We start from the raw sequence: 15,498 nt of genomic DNA on the forward strand, positions 1-15,498 counted from the left end.
GTCGACGCCGGTCAGGCGTTTCTGCCGCTTCTTGACGATCTTCGGCTCGAAGGAGCCGTCGCGGTCGCGGGGCACGGTCATCTTTACCGGTCCGACGTCGGTCAGCACTGTCTTGGAGCGTGTGCCGTTGCGGGAGTTGCCACCGTTCCTGCCCGCCGGGTCGTGCTTGTGNCACCAGCTCGTCGATCAACTGGTCGTCCACGGCCTTCACCGACGCAGCCTTCGTGGGCTCGACGGTCTCGGATCGGACACGTTCTCACTGGTCATCGATGCATCTTCCACGATCGGGAGTTACACCGAACGATTTACAGTCCCGAACTCGGACGGGTGGCGCGGAGGTTCGCCCGGCAGGCCGAGCGCGGCGAAGAGTTCGTGGCGTACTGCGCGGGCGGTGGGGCGGGCGCGGAAGGTGATCCGGCAGACCTGCTCGCCGCGGGTGCGTTCGACTTCGCGCAGGCAGACGTTGACGGCGAGGGTCTTTCCGACGCCGGCTGGGCCGTGGAGGCACATCATGGCCCTGGCCTCGATGGTGTCGGCGATGTTCTCGCTGGCGGTCAGCAGGGAGCGGGTTGTCACCACTGCGGTGTCGGGGAGCTGCGTGTAGTGGTCGGTCTGCCGTGGTGGCAGCTGGCTGGTCATCGCGTGTCTTCCGCGCTGGGCCGGGTCCGGTGTGCGGGGGGCAGGCTGGGCGGGGTGTTCCAGTCCTCGGGCGGCGGCGCGGGCGGGATCAGATCGGGGAGGGCCGGGGCGGTCATGTCGCTGTTGGCTGCAGCTTGGAGTTCCTGGTCGGCTTCGGCTGCCGTCACGGCGCCCAAGCGCTGTGGGTTTGCGGGTGTGGTGGCGGGGGCGAAACGCTGCCGGCGCAGAGCCTGAGCCTTCTTGGTCTCTTCCCGCAGGCGGCGCGCCCGTGTGGTACGGGCCCGACGCAGGGCATCGAGTTGCTCGGGTGTGGCGGCGTCGGCGAGGTGGGCGGATCCGAGGTGGTGCCCGGCAGGGTCGAAGACCTCGATCTCGTGATCGTGATGGGGCATGTATCGGATACGGACGCTGCGGCCGGCCTGACCGGCCATCCACGCGCCGAGGTAGTCACGGCCTCGCCAGCGCACCCCGTGGCTGGTCAGCTTCCGTCCCCGGCCGTCGTCCTCAACCCTGCGCGGACAAGTGACCCTGGCCAATTGCGGGTTGTCGGCCGCTTGCGCGGTCTTGACGACCAGCACCTCCTGGTAGCCCTCAGCCGTCGCCGTCAGCCGCAGATCCACATCAGGGAGCACGTCGGCGTAGGTGGCAGAAGAGTCCTCAAGCACCGGCACCGGCAGGTCTTTGCCCCAGTCCAGGGACAGCGCATGTCCCGACCGGTCCCCCAGACGAATCAGGTCTGCGCTGCCGCCGCCGGAGAACCTGATGTCCGCGACCGCTGACTTGGGCGCCACCGAGCCGTCTGCCCGGCGTTCCAACGCCGGCGGACGGTGGCCGACGTACCGGTCGACGGGCGCCGGGTGGTGGTCCGCGTGCGGGTCCGGCGCCTGGTGTGTCCCACGCGCGGCTGCCGTCACACCTTCTGCGGGCAGGTGCCCGGAGTCCTGGAGCGATACCAGCGACGCACGGCCCGCCCAACTAGGCAAGTCAAAGCCGTGTTACCGGTATTGAGGCTAGCGGGGAGTTACTCGGGGCGTGTGTGAGTTGGGAACATTCCTGACGCTCCCCTTGCCGCAGCTGACGGCATGACCGTGTGGTGCGTCGATCTGTCGGGCTCTGACGTGGCTGCAACCGACCGGCCGCACACCCCCATTGACGCCCGCACATCCCCGGTCTTGCGGAGGTGCCGGCCGTCCCGGCGAGTGGACACCTGTGCAGCATCATTCAGTCAAGGCCGGACGGCGCCTCCACCAGAGGTCGGCGAGCCCCGACGGCCCGCTCTGGTGGTTGCCGCGGTGCGCGGCCTCGGGGCCAGTGCCGCACGCAGCGCTGGGGTGAGGATGTGGCGGGTCTCGGACGGGGTGAGGGTGGCGGGGGTGGGGAGGGGGTTGAGGTAGCGGGTGTAGATGAGACCGCCGAGGATCGTCACCACGGCCGTGGCGCGGGCGGTCGCGTCCCGCCCGCCGAGAAATTCAACAAGCCGGCCCAGCAGCTCGCGTTCCAGGTATTCGCGGATCACCTCGGCAGCCTCCTCGCCCTGGGCGGTGAGCTGCAGGAAGTCGGCGTCCTCCCACAGGTCCGTCACCGAGTCGATCAGACGGTCGGGGAGGGTTGCCGGGTCGCCGCCGAGGACGTCTCCCGCAAGTGCGTTGGCGCACTGGAACTGCATCACTTCCGCGAATAGGCCCTTCTTCGAGCCGAAGTGGTACGCGATGAGAGCCGGGTCGACCCCGGCGGTTCCCGCCACCGCACGCAGGGTGGTGCCCCGGTAGCCGCGCTGCAGGAACAGCGCACGGGCCGCCGAGACGATCGACTCGCGGGTCGGCGGGTTGCCGCGGGGGCGGCCTCGGGTGCGGGCGGGGGCAGGGGCGGCGTTATTCATCAGCGTTGAGCCTGCGTTCCGTGATCGGCACAGTCAAGCGCGTTGTGGTAACCACACGAAGGGATGACCCGACGCCATGCGTATCGCAGTCTTCGGCGCCAATGGACCGACCGGCCGCCACCTCACCGACCAGGCCCTCGCTGCCGGCCATGAGGTCGTCGCCGTGACCCGCCGCCCCGGCTCCCTCCCCACGCGGCCCGGCCTCGCCGCGGCCGTCGCCGACGCCACCGACCCGGCGGCCGTCAACGCCGCGATCGGGGGCACGGACGCCGTCCTCTCCGCATTGGGCGCACGCTTCAGCAAGGAGACCATCACCACATACTCTGCGAGCGCCACGGCCATCACCGGGGCCTTGGCCCGCCACGGCATCAAGCGGTTGCTCGTCGTAAGCTCCAGCATCGCCGACCCGAACTGGCGTCCCACCGGCGCGCACTTCTTCAATCATGTGCTCGACCCGCTGGTGAACCGACGCCTCGGCCGCACCCTCCACGAGGACATGCGCCGCATGGAGGCCGTGATCCGTCAGACGGACCTAGACTGGACCCTCGTCCGGCCCTCGGGCCTCTTCGAGCACCCCGTCGTCACGGACTACCACACCGCCGAGACCAGCGCCGACGGCGTCTTCACCGCCCGTGCCGACCTCGCCGCGAGCATGCTGCGCGAGCTGGAGGAACGGCGGTACGTCCGTGCGGCCATGGGTGTCATCACCACGGCCGTGAAGCCGAACATCGCCAAGCTGATCTGGAACGAGGGCGTGAAGAAGAAGTGAGCCGGGCGACCGTCGATCTCCCGGCCGTCACACGGGCGTTCCTCACTCGCCCCCGCACGGCCACCCTCAACCACCCTCAACCACCCTCCGCACCTACGGCACCCCGCACCTCACCCCTGTCTGCTTCACCTTCGACGCGGCCACCGGCCTGGTCCGGGTGACCACCCGGGCGGGAGCGCGCAAGGCCCGGAACGTGGTGGCGGGCGGCCCGAGGGCCCGTGTCGCGCTCTGCGAGGCGGACGGCTTCCGCTGGGTAACCCTCGAAGGCCGGGCCGCCGTCACCGACGACCCCGCGCGCTTGGCCGAGGCTGTCCGCCACTACCGTCCGCTACCGCGCGGCCCCGCCCGCCCCGCTGGACACGGTCGTCGTCGAGATCGCCGTCGACCGTGTCCTGAGCCTCAACCTTTGAATCCCCGTCCTGAAGGCGAAGTGACACCGCCGTGCCCACCCTCCCGTCCTCGACTCCACCCTCCATTACCGCGGGTCCGGCGACCTTGACGGGCTGCCGTTCGTCTTCCTTCACGGCAACCCCGCCTCCTCCCACCCATGGCGGAACGTCCTGCCGGGTGTGGCCGCGCCCGGCAGCCGCCTTCTGGCCCCCGATCTCATCGGCATGGGCGACTCCGGCAAGCCCGACCTCGCCCACTCCTTCGACGTACCCCGCCCGCTACCTCGACGCCTGGTTCGACGCCCTCGGCCCTGCCCAGGCCGCGTCCCCTGTTGTCCACGACTGGGGCGGCACCCTCGCCTTCGACCGCGCCGCCCGCCGCCCGCGCCGCGTCCGCAGCCTCGCCTTCACCGAGACAATCATCTGTGCTCTTGCCGGGTGAGCAGCATTCGGCAGCAACACCGCAGCATCAGGAGAGCGAGCTGCCATGTCGGCCGAGCCGGACAGCGTCTCCCCTCAAGGACCAGTACGCGGCCAGGGTTGCCACGGACCTGGAGGCCAACACCCAGGAGCAGGCACGCATCCGCGAGCAGCTCCAGGCCGTGCAGATCCGGCTGGCCGCTCTCGAGAGCGATCACGCCCTGCTGGTGTGTGTGCACGGCACCCTCAACGGTGAATCCGCAGCCCTGGCGCCGAGTGCTGCACCCGTGCCGGAGGGCAGCGGTGGGCCCGCTTCGGCGAACGCCGCCGCGCCGGTTCCCCTGGCGCGGGCGACAAGGTCGGGCAGCACAGCGGGCACAGGCCGGAGGAAGAGGGCAGCGGCCGGGTCGCAGGCGGTGCCCACGGGACAGGGCAGCGCACCCACGCTGCGCGAGCTGGTCAAGCAGGTGTTCGCCCGGCACGAGGAGCCCCGCACGGTCCGCGAGGTCCTCACCGAGCTCGCCACAGCGCACCCCCACCGCACAGAGCAGGGTTCCCAGGTGGTGCGCAACACACTCGAAGCGCTCGTCGCGCAGGGGTTCCTGGACCGCGAACGCAAGCAGGGCTCGGTGTCCAACGCCGTCCGCAGCAATGCTCCCTCCACCGACGCGGTCGAAGCCGACACCACCGCAGCGCCCGCAGAAGCCACACCATCCAAGGCCGCAGGAACGGCCCGGTCGCCGAATCCCCCGCGGCACACCCAGGGCTGGTGCAGGTGCCGCAGGGCCCCGGTGGTTCCCGGTGCGCTCACGGCGTGGCATCGTCACCACGGCCGTGGGGGTGCTCACCGTCGACGGATGTTCTCCGCCTGCGTACCCTTCTGCCCCTGGGTCACCTCGAACTCCACAGCCTCACCCTCGGCCAGCTCCCGAACCCGGACCCGGAGATGCTGGAGTAGTGCGCGAAGACGTCCGGTCCCCCGCCGTCCTGCGCGATGAAGCCGAAGCCCTTTTCGGACTTGAACCACTTCACGGTGCCACTGGCCACGCTCGTGCCTCTCGGTCGACATCGGATCCGCACCGCGCGCACCCGCAGGTGATCGCCCCGGTCCCGCCCGGCACAGCAAAGCGCCCACGCCAGGGCGCGGGCAGGAACTGCGAACCACGGCATCCGCCAGTGACGCTACACCGCGGAACCGCCCGACACCACAGAGCAGCGATCCGCTTGGGACCTTCAGGAGCCGAAGGCCGCTCGGCCGCATCACACAACGAGCCGCCCGCGTGGGGAAGGCGCCCGACGCCCGGCGCCAGACGCCCGCTGCGCAGGACCGGCAATACGCAGTGAGGCGAGGAGCCGTTGACGCCCGGGACCGGCGACCGCCCGTCCCGGGCGGCTCCCGGCGGCCGTGTTTTCAGGCACGGGTGTGCATGCAGGCCCTCGAAGAACTCGAGGAACGCCCGGGGTGTCGGCGGGGATCCCGCGGCAGGACACCAGGGCGCGGCCGGGCCAAGCTTCGCGGCAACAAGCATGAAATATCAGCCAGGCATTCGAACATGTCCGGCCTGTATCGGGAATTGCCCACGATGGGGGGTCTCCGTCTCGGTAGACATGACTCACGAGACGGACGGGGACCCGTTGAAGGTTCGCAGGACTACAAAGCTCGGCATCATGGCGTGCTCCGTGCTGCTGCCGATCACCGCCACGTCTGTGGCGCCGACCATCGCCGAACCCCGGACTTCCATACCGGACGGCGACTACTACTGCATCACGCCGGATTCGGAAAAGGGAGGGACGAGATCGGTGGTCGTTACACGGCGGTCAATGACAGATCTGGTCGAACTGGTCGGCGCGGCGGCTCACCCAGAACGGGTCGAGCAGTACCGTGTGTGCCTGGCCAGTGGTCTCCATGGCCGGATCAAAGCACTCGCTCGCAGGTGCGTCCACTGGGTGTCCCGACGGGTGAGACGGCGACCGGGGCGACGGTCGGGCGGGGCCCCGAGGCATCGTCTCGCTTCAAGTCGTGCTGGTGCGCCGTCACCACCTGTGGTTACCTGACCCCATGACCGTGCTCGTGACCCGCCGCCACGTCGACTACGTGCGTGTCACCACCACGTGTTGTTCCGCCGTGAGCTGACGTCGCGTTCCGGCGTCTGATCCCCCCTCTTCAACGCCGCACTGCGCTGTCCGCCGCCCTACCCTCTTCCAGTCCGGACAGCAGCCCCGCGGTCTCTTCACGCACCCTGCACGACCCGCACAAGGGAGAACCATGAGCCAGCCGATCGACTCCGTCACCGCCGGCCACACCCCCGAGGACGAACCAGCCGGGCCCGACACCTCGGCCTGGTCGTTCGAGACCAAGCAGATCCACGCCGGCGCCGCTCCGGATCCGACGACCGGGGCGCGGGCGGTGCCGATCTACCAAACCACCTCGTTCGTCTTCCGCGACACCCAGCACGCCGCCGACCTGTTCTCGCTCGCCGAGCCGGGCAACATCTACACCCGTATCCACAATCCGACCCAGGACGTCTTCGAGCAGCGGATCGCCGCGCTCGAAGGCGGGGTCGCCGCCGTGGCCCTGGCCTCCGGACAGGCCGCGGAGACCCTTGCCATCCTGACGCTGGCGAGCGCGGGCGACCACATCGTCTCCAGCACGTCCCTGTACGGCGGCACGTACAACCTGTTCCGCCACACCCTGCCCAAGTTCGGCATCGAGGTGTCCTTCGTCGACGACCCGGACGACCTCGAAGCCTGGCGAGCGGCGATCCGGCCGAACACGAAGGCGCTGTTCGCCGAGACACTCGGCAATCCGCGCGGCAATGTGCTCGACGTACGGGCGGTGGCCGACGTCGCGCACGAGGCGGGTGTCCCGCTGATCGTGGACAACACCGTGCCAACCCCGTATCTGCTGCGGCCCATCGAGCACGGCGCCGACATCGTCGTCCACTCCGCGACCAAGTTCCTCGGCGGCCACGGCACCACCATCGCCGGCGTCGTCGTCGACGGGGGCACCTTCGACTTCGGCGCGCACGCCGACCGCTTCCCCGACTTCAGCGAAGCGGATCCCAGTTACCACGGCCTGCAGTACTGGCCCGCGCTCGGCCCGGGCGCCTTCGCCGTCAAACTGCGCGTGCAGCTGCTCCGCGACATCGGGCCCGCTCTCTCCCCGCACTCGGCCTTCCTGCTGCTGCAGGGCGTGGAGACGCTCAGCCTGCGCATCGAACGGCACTCCGCCAACGCCCAGGCCCTGGCCGAGTGGCTGGAACAGCGCGACGAAGTCGCCGCCGTGCACTACCCGGGCCTGGAGTCCAACCGGTGGTACGAGGCAGGGCGGCGCTATTTGCCGCGCGGTGCCGGCGCGGTCCTGGCCTTCGAACTGCGAGACGGGGTCGAGGCCGGCAAGCGGTTCGTCGATGCCGTCGAGCTGTTCAGCCATCTCGCCAACATCGGCGACGTACGCAGTCTCATCATCCATCCGGCGTCCACCACCCACAGCCAGCTGGACGATGCGCAGTTGGCGGCGACCGGCACCTCGCCCGGCCTGGTTCGTCTGTCGGTCGGCATCGAGAACCTCACCGACCTCAAGGCGGACCTGGAGGCAGGCTTCCGCGCGGCGAAGGGCGCGTCCTGAACACCGCACTGACGCCGTCCGCGGTCCCCCTCCCGCCGGCCTCCGGGGCCTGGCGGGAGGGGGACCCTCCAGGTCGCCGCCAGTGGCACGTGCGGGAGAAGCCGCTGCCGTTGGAGGCAGGAGGTGAACTGCCCGGTGTGCGGCTCGCGTTCGAAACCTGGGGGCGGCCGGCACCGGACCGCTCCAATGCCGTACTGGTGCTCCACGCGCTCACCGGCGACAGCCATGTCGCCGGACCGGCCGAACCCGGTCACCCCACCCCCGGCTGGTGGGACGGGCTCATCGGGCCGGGTCTGGCATTGGACACGGACCGCTGGTTCGTCGTCGCTCCCAACGTGCTGGGCGGCTGCCAGGGCAGTACCGGACCGTCATCGACGCGTCCCGACGGACGACACTGGGGTGGAACCTTCCCTTCTCCGACCCAGCGCGACCAGGTCGCCGCGGAAGCCGGCCTGGCTGACGCACTCGGCATCGGCCGCTGGGCCCTGGTGATCGGCGGCTCCATGGGCGGGATGCGCGCTGTGGAGTGGGCCGTGTCGTATCCGGAACGCACGAGCGCACTCCTCCTGCTCGCCACCACGGCGGCGGCAAGCGCGGAGCAGATCGCCTGGGCCAACATCCAGCTCCATGCCATCCGCAGCGACCCCCACTGGCGTGGCGGCGACTACCACGACACGGGCCGGGGTCCGCACGCGGGGCTCGGCCTGGCCCGCCGCATCGCCCACGTCACCTACCGCAGCGAGCCCGAGTTGCAGGTCCGATTCGCTCGCACACCCCAGGGTACGGAGGACCCCTGGAAGGGCGGCCGGTACCAGGTCGAGTCCTATCTCGACCACCACGCCGCCAAGCTCGTGCGCCGCTTCGACGCGGGCAGCTATGTCGTGCTGGCAGACGCCATGAACACGCACGACATCGGCCGCGGTCGCGGCGGCACGCGCGCCGCCCTGCGCCGCGTGACCGCCAGGACGCTGGTCGCCGGAGTCAGCTCGGACCGCCTGTATCCCCTCACCCAGCAGGCGGAGCTGGCCGCCGGGATCCACACAGCGGATCACCTCCGAGTGATCGAATCCCCCTATGGTCACGACGGCTTCCTCATCGAAGTGGAGCAGGTATCCGCGCTCGTACGCGAACTCGTCGAGTAGCGGCGGCCGTTCAAGTTTGTCTTCGACGGACGAGGCCGATCGGCTGCGGGCCGAACTGGGCTACGACGCGGTCGTGGTGCCCGGACCCCGGCCGATCGACGAGCAACCGGCCGCGGCGACGCCGGACGGCATCGACGTGCTGTTGGACACCGTCGGCGGTGAGCAACTGACCGCGGCTGTGCGCGCCGCGCGCCGGGGTGCCCGCTTCGTACTGGTCGGCGCGCTGTCAGGACAGCTGTCGCCGCGCCGGGACGGTGGCAGCGCCACCCGCAGAGATCGACGGACTCCGGCTCGTCAGCCAAGCTTGGACCATCCCGAGGTGACGGAGGAATGGACCAAGCGCTTCGGGGACTGGCTGCGCTCCCGCGAGATCGCCTTCCCGCATGTAAGCGCAGGCACCATCGCCGTAGTCGTCCACGGCGCAGTGCCAGGTGTCGCGACGCCCGCACGGCCCATTGCCGAGGCGCTGAGGAACGGTCGCCCAGCGTCACCCATGCACGCATCGCCGCATGCCGCGCCAGTCGCTGACCTGCCGCCTCCGCCTCGATCTCGTACGTGTCGCAGCCGCGCTCTGTTGCGCCGCCACCTGCTGACCATCCGTCAGTCCCGGCGCTGAACGTCTCGCGCCTCACCTCTTGCGCCACTCCTCGGCCAGCAACTCGTAGGACCGCACCCGGTCCGCGTGGCCGTGGGTGATCGTGGTGATCAGCAGCTCGTCGGCGAGGGTGGCCTCCTGGAGCTGTTCCAGCTGGTCGGCGACCCGGCCCGGGGAGCCGACGAACTGGGTGTCGAGGCGGTCCTGGACCAACGCCCGGTCCGCGTCGGACCATGCGTGGGCGCGCGCCTCGTCGGGCGTGGGGAACTGGATCGCGCCCTCGGCGGTACGGATGCTGCGGACCCAGAGGCCGTAGCCGGTGGCGAGTTCGCGGGCGGTCTCGTCGTCCTCGGCGACCACGACGTCCGCGGACACGCTGACGTACGGCTTGTCCAGGACGTCGGAAGGCTGGAACGCGGCGCGGTAGCCCTCCGCTGCTTCCAGCACCGTGGCCGGACTGACGTGGTAATTGGCCGCGAACCGCAGGCCATTGCGGCCCGCGACCTCGGCGCTCTCGCCGCCGCTGCTGCCCAGGATCCAGATCTCGACGTCGGCGCCCTCTCCTGGCACGACGTGGGCCTCGACGCCGTCAGCGGAGCGGTACGTGCCCGCCAGCAACGCCAGGATGTCGTCGATCTGCTCGCCGTAGTCCTGCGACTCGGCGTTCGGCAGAAGGAGAAGCTTGCGCTGGAGGGCGATGCGTGGTGAGCCGAGCAGGTGCTCGAAGGAGAACCGGGGCGGGATGCGCAGGCCGCCCGGGGCGCGGCCGTCGACCACCGGAGTCGCGGTCGGCAGCGGGGTGGCGGAGCCACCGGGCGGGCGTCCGCCGGAGCGGCCGAGGCCCACGTCGAGGCGCCCGGGGTGCAGGGCGTCGATCAGGCCGAACTCCTCGACCGTGGACAGGGCGGTGCGGTGCCCGAGCTGTACGGCACCGGAACCGAGCCGGATGGTCGAGGTCGCGGAGGCGGTCAGGGCGAGGACGACCGCGGGCGAGGTGCCGGCCACGCCCGGGTTGAGGTGGTGTTCGGCGAACCAGTAACGGGCGTACCCGAAGCTCTCGGCCTGCCGGGCCAGGTCGATGGAGTTGCGCAGCGCCTCGGTGGCGGTGGAACCGGACGAGATCGGGACCAGGTCCAGGACGCCGAGGGGGATGTCGGACATGTGCGGAGGGCTCCTCAGCGGTCGGCGGGCACGGACACGGGATCCGCGAGGACCGGGCCCCATGAAAACGGTGGATCGGGGATCTCGCGGCGCAGCACGGGCGCGATGTCCGACTGGAACAGTTCGAGGGAATCGCGGTGTTGACGATCCGTCAGTCCTCCTGCATCCGCATGCAGATGGAGCACGGTGTGCCCGAACCGTTCGTGGTAGCAGTGCACCTTCTCGATGATCTGCTGGGGGCTGCCGATCAGCGCCGAGCTACGCTCCACGAAGTCTTCCAGGGTCGAGAACACCGGCTCCAGGCCCAGCCGCTTCTGAAACTCCAGGTTCCCCTCGAACACGGGCCGGTAGTCGGCGATCGCCTCCTGGGAGGTGCGGGCCGCGTAGAGGCCCGCCGTCCCCGCACCGACCGCGATGGCAGCCGGATCGTGGCCGTAGTGCTCCCAGCGCTCGCGGTAGTAGCGGATCAACTCGGCATAGGGCTCTATGGGGTTGGTGACGTTGGCGGAGAAGAGCGGGTCTCCATGGCGGGCGGCCAGGTCGACCGACTCCTTGCTGGTCGCGCTGCCGTGCCAGACCCTGACCGGCTGCTGGAGGGGACGGGGCCAGACCTCCGCGTCCTTGAGTTCCGGGCGGAAGCGGGTCTTGGCGGTCACCTTGTCCTGGCGCCAGATCCTGCGGAACACCTCGTAGCTCTCGGCGTTGCGGTCCCACTGGTCCTCGGGGGTGACCTGGAACAGGCCCCGCTGGGCGGCCCCGTTGCCCTTGCCTATGATCAGCTCGAGTCGTCCACCGGAGAGATGGTCGAGGGTCGCGTAGTCCTCGTACGCCCGCACCGGGTCGAGGAGGCTGAGCGTGGTCACCGCGGTGAACAGCCGGATACGGGAGGTGAGGGCGGCGATGTGACTGAGGACGACGGGCGGCGAGGAGGAGATGAAGGGCCGCTCGTGCCGCTCCCCCACGCCGAAGCCGTCGAAGCCCAGCTCCTCAGCGAGGAGCGCGTTGTCGAGCACCTCGCGGAAGCGGTCCTGGGTGGGCTTTCGTACGCCCGTCACCGGGTGCGGGGCGTGCACGATCAAGGTGATGGCGAGGAACTTCATGACGCCACACGCTCGTCGCGTATCTCGTCGATGGGGGTCCCCCCGCTCGAGCGAAGCCGAGAGTGGGGCAGAGCCAGACCGAGGTGGTCGCGCAGAGTGGTGCCCGCGTACTCCGTGCGGTACACGCCGCGTTCCTGGAGCAGCGGGACGACCTGGTCGGCGAAGGGGTCGAGGCCACTCGGGGTGATGTGCGGGACGAGGATGAAGCCGTCGCTGGCGTCGGCCTGGACGAAGTCGTTGATGGTCTCGGCGACGGTGGCTGGGGAGCCGACGAAGTTCTGGCGGTTGCCCGTCTCGATGACCAGGTCGCGGATGGACCACTTGTTGGCGGAGGCGAGTTCGCGCCACTCGCGGGCCGTGGCCAGCGGGTCGCGGTACATCCGTACCTGGGCGCGGCCCCGGGCGATGGTGTGCTCGCCGAGATCCGGGGCGATGTCGGGGAGCGGGCCGTCCGGGTCGTACGCGGACAGGTCCCGGTTCCAGACGAACTCCAGGTGCTTGATGGCGGTGGCCCCGCTCACCTGCTGGCGGCGCACCTCGCGGGCCAGTTCCTCCGCCTCGGCGTCGGTGTCGCCGAGCACGAAGCTCGCGGCGGGCAGGATCAGCAGCTGGTCGCGGCCGCGGCCGTACCGGGCGAGGCGCCCCTTGACGTCGGCGTAGAAGGCCTGGCCCTCCCTCAGGGTGGCGTACCGGCTGAAGATGGCGTCGGCGCTCGACGCGGCGAACTCGCGCCCCTCGTCGGAGTCTCCGGCCTGGAAGATCACCGGACGCCCCTGCGGGCTGCGCGGGACGTTGAACTGCCCCTGGATGTCGAAGTGCCGGCCCTGGTGGACGAAGGCTCCGGCCTGCGCGTCGCGCAGGAAGGTGCCGGTCTCCCGGTCGGCGACGATGTCGTCCCCGTGCCAGGAGTCGAAGAGTTCGTTCGCCGTGGCCAGGAACTCCTTGGCGCGGGAGTAGCGCTCCTCCTGCGGGAGGAAGCCGCCGCGGCGGAAGTTCTCGCCGGTGAAGGCGTCCCAGGAGGTGACGACGTTCCAGGCGGCGCGGCCGCCGGAGAGGTGGTCGAGGCTGGCGAACTGGCGAGCCACCTCGTAGGGCTCGTTGAAGGTGGAGTTGATGGTGCCGGTCAGGCCGAGGTGCTCGGTGACGGCGGCGAGCGCGGCGAGGATCGTGAAGGTGTCGGGTCGGCCGACGATGTCCAAGTCGTATATTTTCCCGCCCTGTTCGCGCAGTCTGAGCCCCTCGGCGAGGAACAGGAAGTCGAACTTGGCGCGTTCGGCGGTCTGCGCGAAGTGGACGAAGGAACTGAACTCGATGTGGCTGCCGGCCTTCGGGTCGCTCCACACCGTGGTGTTGTTGACGCCCGGGAAGTGCGCGGCCAGATGGATCTGCTTCAGCGGCTTGCTCATGTCGGTGCGGTCCTTCCGGCTCAGGCGGTGGCTGCGGCGTAGCGGTTGGCGGGGCGGGATAGACCGAGCAGCCCGCGCAGGGTGTCGGCCTCGTACGCGCGGCGGAAGGCGCCCCGGCGCTGAAGTTCGGGGACCAGGCCCTGGGTGATCGCCGGGAGGTCGTGACCGGCGACGGCGGGACGCAGCCGGAAGCCGGACAGCCCCGACGACTGCAGCTCCTGCAGCAGATCGGCGAGTTGGGCGGGGGTGCCGGTGAAGATCGGGGCGTCGCTGGTGTACGGGTATCCCGCACGGGCGTCCAGGCGCTCCCGGCGGGCCGCAGCCTCTGCGGGATCGTGGTCGAGGAAGACCACCAGGTCGCCGAAGACGTGCAGGGTCTCGTCGGCGCGGCCGGCCGCCGTCTGCTCGGCGCGGATCTCCTCGACGATGGCACGGGCCCGACCGGCGTCGTGCGGGGTGACGTAACCGATGTCGGCGGCCTGGGCCACCAGCCGGTAGGGGATGGTCGCGTGGGCCAGGGCGCTGACGAGCGGCTGGCCCTGGGGTGGGCGGGGCGTGATCGAGGGGCCTTTGACGCTGAAGTGCCTGCCCTCGAAGTCGATGTAGTGCAGCTTGTCCCGGTCGATGAAGCGGCCGGTGGCGACGTCCCGGATCTCCGCGTCGTCCTCCCAGCTGTCCCAGAGTCGGCGCACGACCTCGACATAGTCGGCGGCCTCGTTGAAGGCGTCGGCCACCACTTCCTGCACAGCAGGCGTGTCGTAGTCCTCTATGCGGAATGGCGGGAACGTCCGGCGTCCGAAGTGCGCGGCCTCGTTCTGGCGTGCCGTGATCTGTACGCGCAGGCCCGCGCGTCCGGTGCTCACATAGTCGAGGGTGGCGATCGCCTTGGAGATGTGGAACGGCTCCGTGTGGGTGGCCACCACCGTCGGCACCACACCTATGTGGCGGGTCAGCGGGGCGACCCGGGCGGCGATGAGGACGGCGTCCAGGCGGCCGCGGACCTGGTCGGTGCGGCCGTCGGGTTCGGTGAAGGATGAGGACTGGAGGCCGAGTGCGTCCTCGATGGTCACGAAGTCGAGCAGACCGCGCTCGGCCTCGGTGACGAGATCGGTCCAGTAGGCGGCGGTGAGCAGTTCGCGGGGACGGGCGACGGGCTCGCGCCAGGCGGCCGGATGCCAGCCGGCGCCGTCGAGGGCGACGGCGAGGTGCAGAGGGGAGGGTGACGAGGACATGGGAGTGGTGCCTTCCTGATCAGCCGTGCGATGGAGCCGGCCCCGTACGAAGGGTGCGGCTGCGAGGACAACGGGTCAGGAGCAACAGAGCGCGCCGGCCACGCGCAGCAGGTCGATGTGCGGCCGGGAGTACAGGTGCAGGCGGCGGGGCCGGGCGGGTTTCACGGCTCGGTGACGGGACACGGGACGCATGTGCCTCACCTCCGCCCTTCCGGCCCGGCGGCCCGGGGGTCCTTGTCGGCCTCGCGCTCGCGGGTCCCGAAGGGGCGCCACTCACTCGCCAGGCACAACAGCACGGCTATGCCCTTTCTTCCCGCTGTCCGGCTTCTTGTTGTTCCCCGTCTTGCGTTTCCTGCTGTCCGTCCGGCGTGCGGACGAGCGCGAACCGGGTACGGCGGCGCAGGGTGAACCCGATGGACTCGTAGAGCCGGATCGCGTGGGTGTTGCTCGCGGCGGCGTGGAGGAAGGGGGTGTCGCCGCGTTCCCTGATCCCCGCCGCGACCGCACGCACCAGCCGGGTGGCCAGGCCGCGGCCGCGGTGGTCCGGGTGCGTGCAGACAGCGCTGACCTCGGTCCAGCCCGGCGGGCGGAGGCGTTCGCCGGCCAGGGCGATCAGCCGCCCGCGGTCCCGGATGCCGAGGTAGGTGCCGAGCTCGACGGTGCGGGGCAGGAAGGGGCCCGGCTGGGTGAGGGCGATCAGGCCGAGGATTTCGGGTACGTCGGCGGGCCCGAGCCGTACCGTTTCGGGTGCGGGTTCGGCGTACAGCGCGGTGTCGACCATCTGGACGCCCTCGCCGCTGTGCTCGATCTCCCACCCGCCGGGCACGGTCTGGACCGCGGTGACCGGGGTGACGGTGCCGGGTCCGACCAGTGCGGCCAGGTCGTCCCAGGCGCGGGGATCGGCGGGGTCGTCCAGGGCGGTGAACGGGGAGACGTCCGTGGGGTAGCGGGCGGCCCGGCCGACACGCTCGGCGAGATGGGCGTGCGGGCCCGTCAGCGCGGCCCAGGCGGCGTTGTCCAGGATGTGCGGTTCCGTCGGGCTCGGGGACGGGGCGTGGTGGACGCTGTTGGACATGGCGGTGCGGAGTCTCCGTATCTGGAACGCGGCGCGGCGCGGCCGGGACTGGCGGCGGATCAG

Annotated in this window: 13 protein-coding genes and 5 pseudogenes; 7 read left to right on the top strand and 11 right to left on the bottom strand. The window is 70.5% G+C overall.

What is annotated here, in order from left to right:
* From IEY86_RS37025 to IEY86_RS37920, 3 genes and pseudogenes are all read right to left on the bottom strand, one after another.
* A pseudogene (locus tag IEY86_RS37025) lies at positions 1 to 168 on the bottom strand (transposase); the annotation flags it as partial.
* Positions 169 to 291: 123 nt separating this feature from the next.
* Positions 292 to 639 carry an AAA family ATPase gene (locus IEY86_RS31730; RefSeq protein ID WP_229698939.1) on the bottom strand — a complete coding sequence of 116 codons (348 nt, stop codon included), beginning with the start codon at positions 637 to 639 and terminating at the stop codon, positions 292 to 294.
* A complete protein-coding gene (locus tag IEY86_RS37920) occupies positions 636 to 1,553 on the bottom strand; it encodes a Mu transposase C-terminal domain-containing protein (RefSeq protein ID WP_189135375.1) in 918 nt (305 codons plus the stop codon). Before IEY86_RS37920 ends, IEY86_RS31730 begins: the two co-directional genes overlap by 4 nt.
* Here IEY86_RS37920 and IEY86_RS31740 point away from each other — a divergent pair.
* Positions 1,434 to 1,676, top strand: a pseudogene (locus IEY86_RS31740) (ISL3 family transposase); the annotation flags it as partial. The gene IEY86_RS37920 and the pseudogene IEY86_RS31740 overlap by 120 nt on opposite strands.
* A 188-nt stretch (positions 1,677 to 1,864) precedes the next feature.
* Here IEY86_RS31740 and IEY86_RS31745 read toward each other — a convergent pair.
* Positions 1,865 to 2,518: a TetR/AcrR family transcriptional regulator gene (locus IEY86_RS31745; protein ID WP_189135376.1), complete on the bottom strand. Its 654-nt coding sequence runs from the start codon at positions 2,516 to 2,518 to the stop codon at positions 1,865 to 1,867.
* A 76-nt stretch (positions 2,519 to 2,594) separates the two neighbouring features.
* Between IEY86_RS31745 and IEY86_RS31750 the strand changes: the two genes are divergently transcribed.
* The 3 genes and pseudogenes from IEY86_RS31750 to IEY86_RS31760 form a co-directional block, all read left to right on the top strand.
* The gene (locus IEY86_RS31750) at positions 2,595 to 3,287 is read left to right on the top strand and encodes an NAD(P)-dependent oxidoreductase (protein ID WP_189135377.1); all 693 of its coding nucleotides are present in this window, start codon (positions 2,595 to 2,597) and stop codon (positions 3,285 to 3,287) included.
* Positions 3,284 to 3,697 (top strand): annotated as a pseudogene (locus IEY86_RS31755) (pyridoxamine 5'-phosphate oxidase family protein). Before IEY86_RS31750 ends, IEY86_RS31755 begins: the two are co-directional and overlap by 4 nt.
* Positions 3,698 to 3,790: 93 nt before the next feature.
* A pseudogene (locus IEY86_RS31760) lies at positions 3,791 to 4,115 on the top strand (alpha/beta fold hydrolase); the annotation flags it as partial.
* A gap of 825 nt (positions 4,116 to 4,940) precedes the next feature.
* Here IEY86_RS31760 and IEY86_RS31765 read toward each other — a convergent pair.
* Positions 4,941 to 5,143, bottom strand: a pseudogene (locus tag IEY86_RS31765) (cold-shock protein).
* A gap of 1,219 nt (positions 5,144 to 6,362) precedes the next feature.
* Between IEY86_RS31765 and IEY86_RS31770 the strand changes: the two are divergent.
* From IEY86_RS31770 to IEY86_RS37925, 3 genes are read left to right on the top strand one after another with little or no spacing between them, the layout of a single operon-like run.
* The gene (locus IEY86_RS31770; RefSeq protein WP_189135378.1) at positions 6,363 to 7,724 is read left to right on the top strand and encodes a bifunctional o-acetylhomoserine/o-acetylserine sulfhydrylase; all 1,362 of its coding nucleotides are present in this window, start codon (positions 6,363 to 6,365) and stop codon (positions 7,722 to 7,724) included.
* Positions 7,721 to 8,866, top strand: coding sequence for a homoserine O-acetyltransferase MetX (metX, locus tag IEY86_RS31775; protein WP_189135406.1), 1,146 nt, complete (start codon positions 7,721 to 7,723; stop codon positions 8,864 to 8,866). Before IEY86_RS31770 ends, metX begins: the two co-directional genes overlap by 4 nt.
* 16 nt (positions 8,867 to 8,882) lie before the next feature.
* Positions 8,883 to 9,482, top strand: a complete 600-nt coding sequence (locus IEY86_RS37925) for a zinc-binding dehydrogenase (protein ID WP_308425191.1) — start codon at positions 8,883 to 8,885, stop codon at positions 9,480 to 9,482.
* A 12-nt stretch (positions 9,483 to 9,494) separates the two neighbouring features.
* Here IEY86_RS37925 and IEY86_RS31785 read toward each other — a convergent pair whose 3' ends face one another.
* The 6 genes from IEY86_RS31785 to IEY86_RS31805 all read right to left on the bottom strand — a co-directional run bounded on the left by IEY86_RS31785 (position 9,495) and on the right by IEY86_RS31805 (position 15,435).
* Positions 9,495 to 10,622 (bottom strand): LLM class flavin-dependent oxidoreductase, encoded by a 1,128-nt coding sequence (locus IEY86_RS31785; RefSeq protein ID WP_189135380.1) that lies wholly within the window; start codon positions 10,620 to 10,622, stop codon positions 9,495 to 9,497.
* 14 nt (positions 10,623 to 10,636) lie between these two features.
* A complete protein-coding gene (locus tag IEY86_RS31790; protein WP_189135381.1) occupies positions 10,637 to 11,722 on the bottom strand; it encodes an LLM class flavin-dependent oxidoreductase in 1,086 nt (361 codons plus the stop codon).
* A complete protein-coding gene (locus IEY86_RS31795; RefSeq protein ID WP_189135382.1) occupies positions 11,719 to 13,128 on the bottom strand; it encodes an NtaA/DmoA family FMN-dependent monooxygenase in 1,410 nt (469 codons plus the stop codon). Before IEY86_RS31795 ends, IEY86_RS31790 begins: the two co-directional genes overlap by 4 nt.
* Positions 13,129 to 13,148: 20 nt before the next feature.
* Positions 13,149 to 14,360 carry an LLM class flavin-dependent oxidoreductase gene (locus tag IEY86_RS31800; RefSeq protein WP_189135383.1) on the bottom strand — a complete coding sequence of 404 codons (1,212 nt, stop codon included), beginning with the start codon at positions 14,358 to 14,360 and terminating at the stop codon, positions 13,149 to 13,151.
* A gap of 75 nt (positions 14,361 to 14,435) precedes the next feature.
* Positions 14,436 to 14,552, bottom strand: a complete 117-nt coding sequence (locus IEY86_RS38290) for a putative leader peptide (RefSeq protein WP_373287119.1) — start codon at positions 14,550 to 14,552, stop codon at positions 14,436 to 14,438.
* 106 nt (positions 14,553 to 14,658) lie between these two features.
* Positions 14,659 to 15,435, bottom strand: coding sequence for a GNAT family N-acetyltransferase (locus IEY86_RS31805; RefSeq protein WP_189135384.1), 777 nt, complete (start codon positions 15,433 to 15,435; stop codon positions 14,659 to 14,661).
* Positions 15,436 to 15,498: the final 63 nt, after the last annotated feature.

The organism is Wenjunlia tyrosinilytica, from assembly GCF_014646055.1.
Classification (GTDB): domain Bacteria; phylum Actinomycetota; class Actinomycetes; order Streptomycetales; family Streptomycetaceae; genus Wenjunlia; species Wenjunlia tyrosinilytica.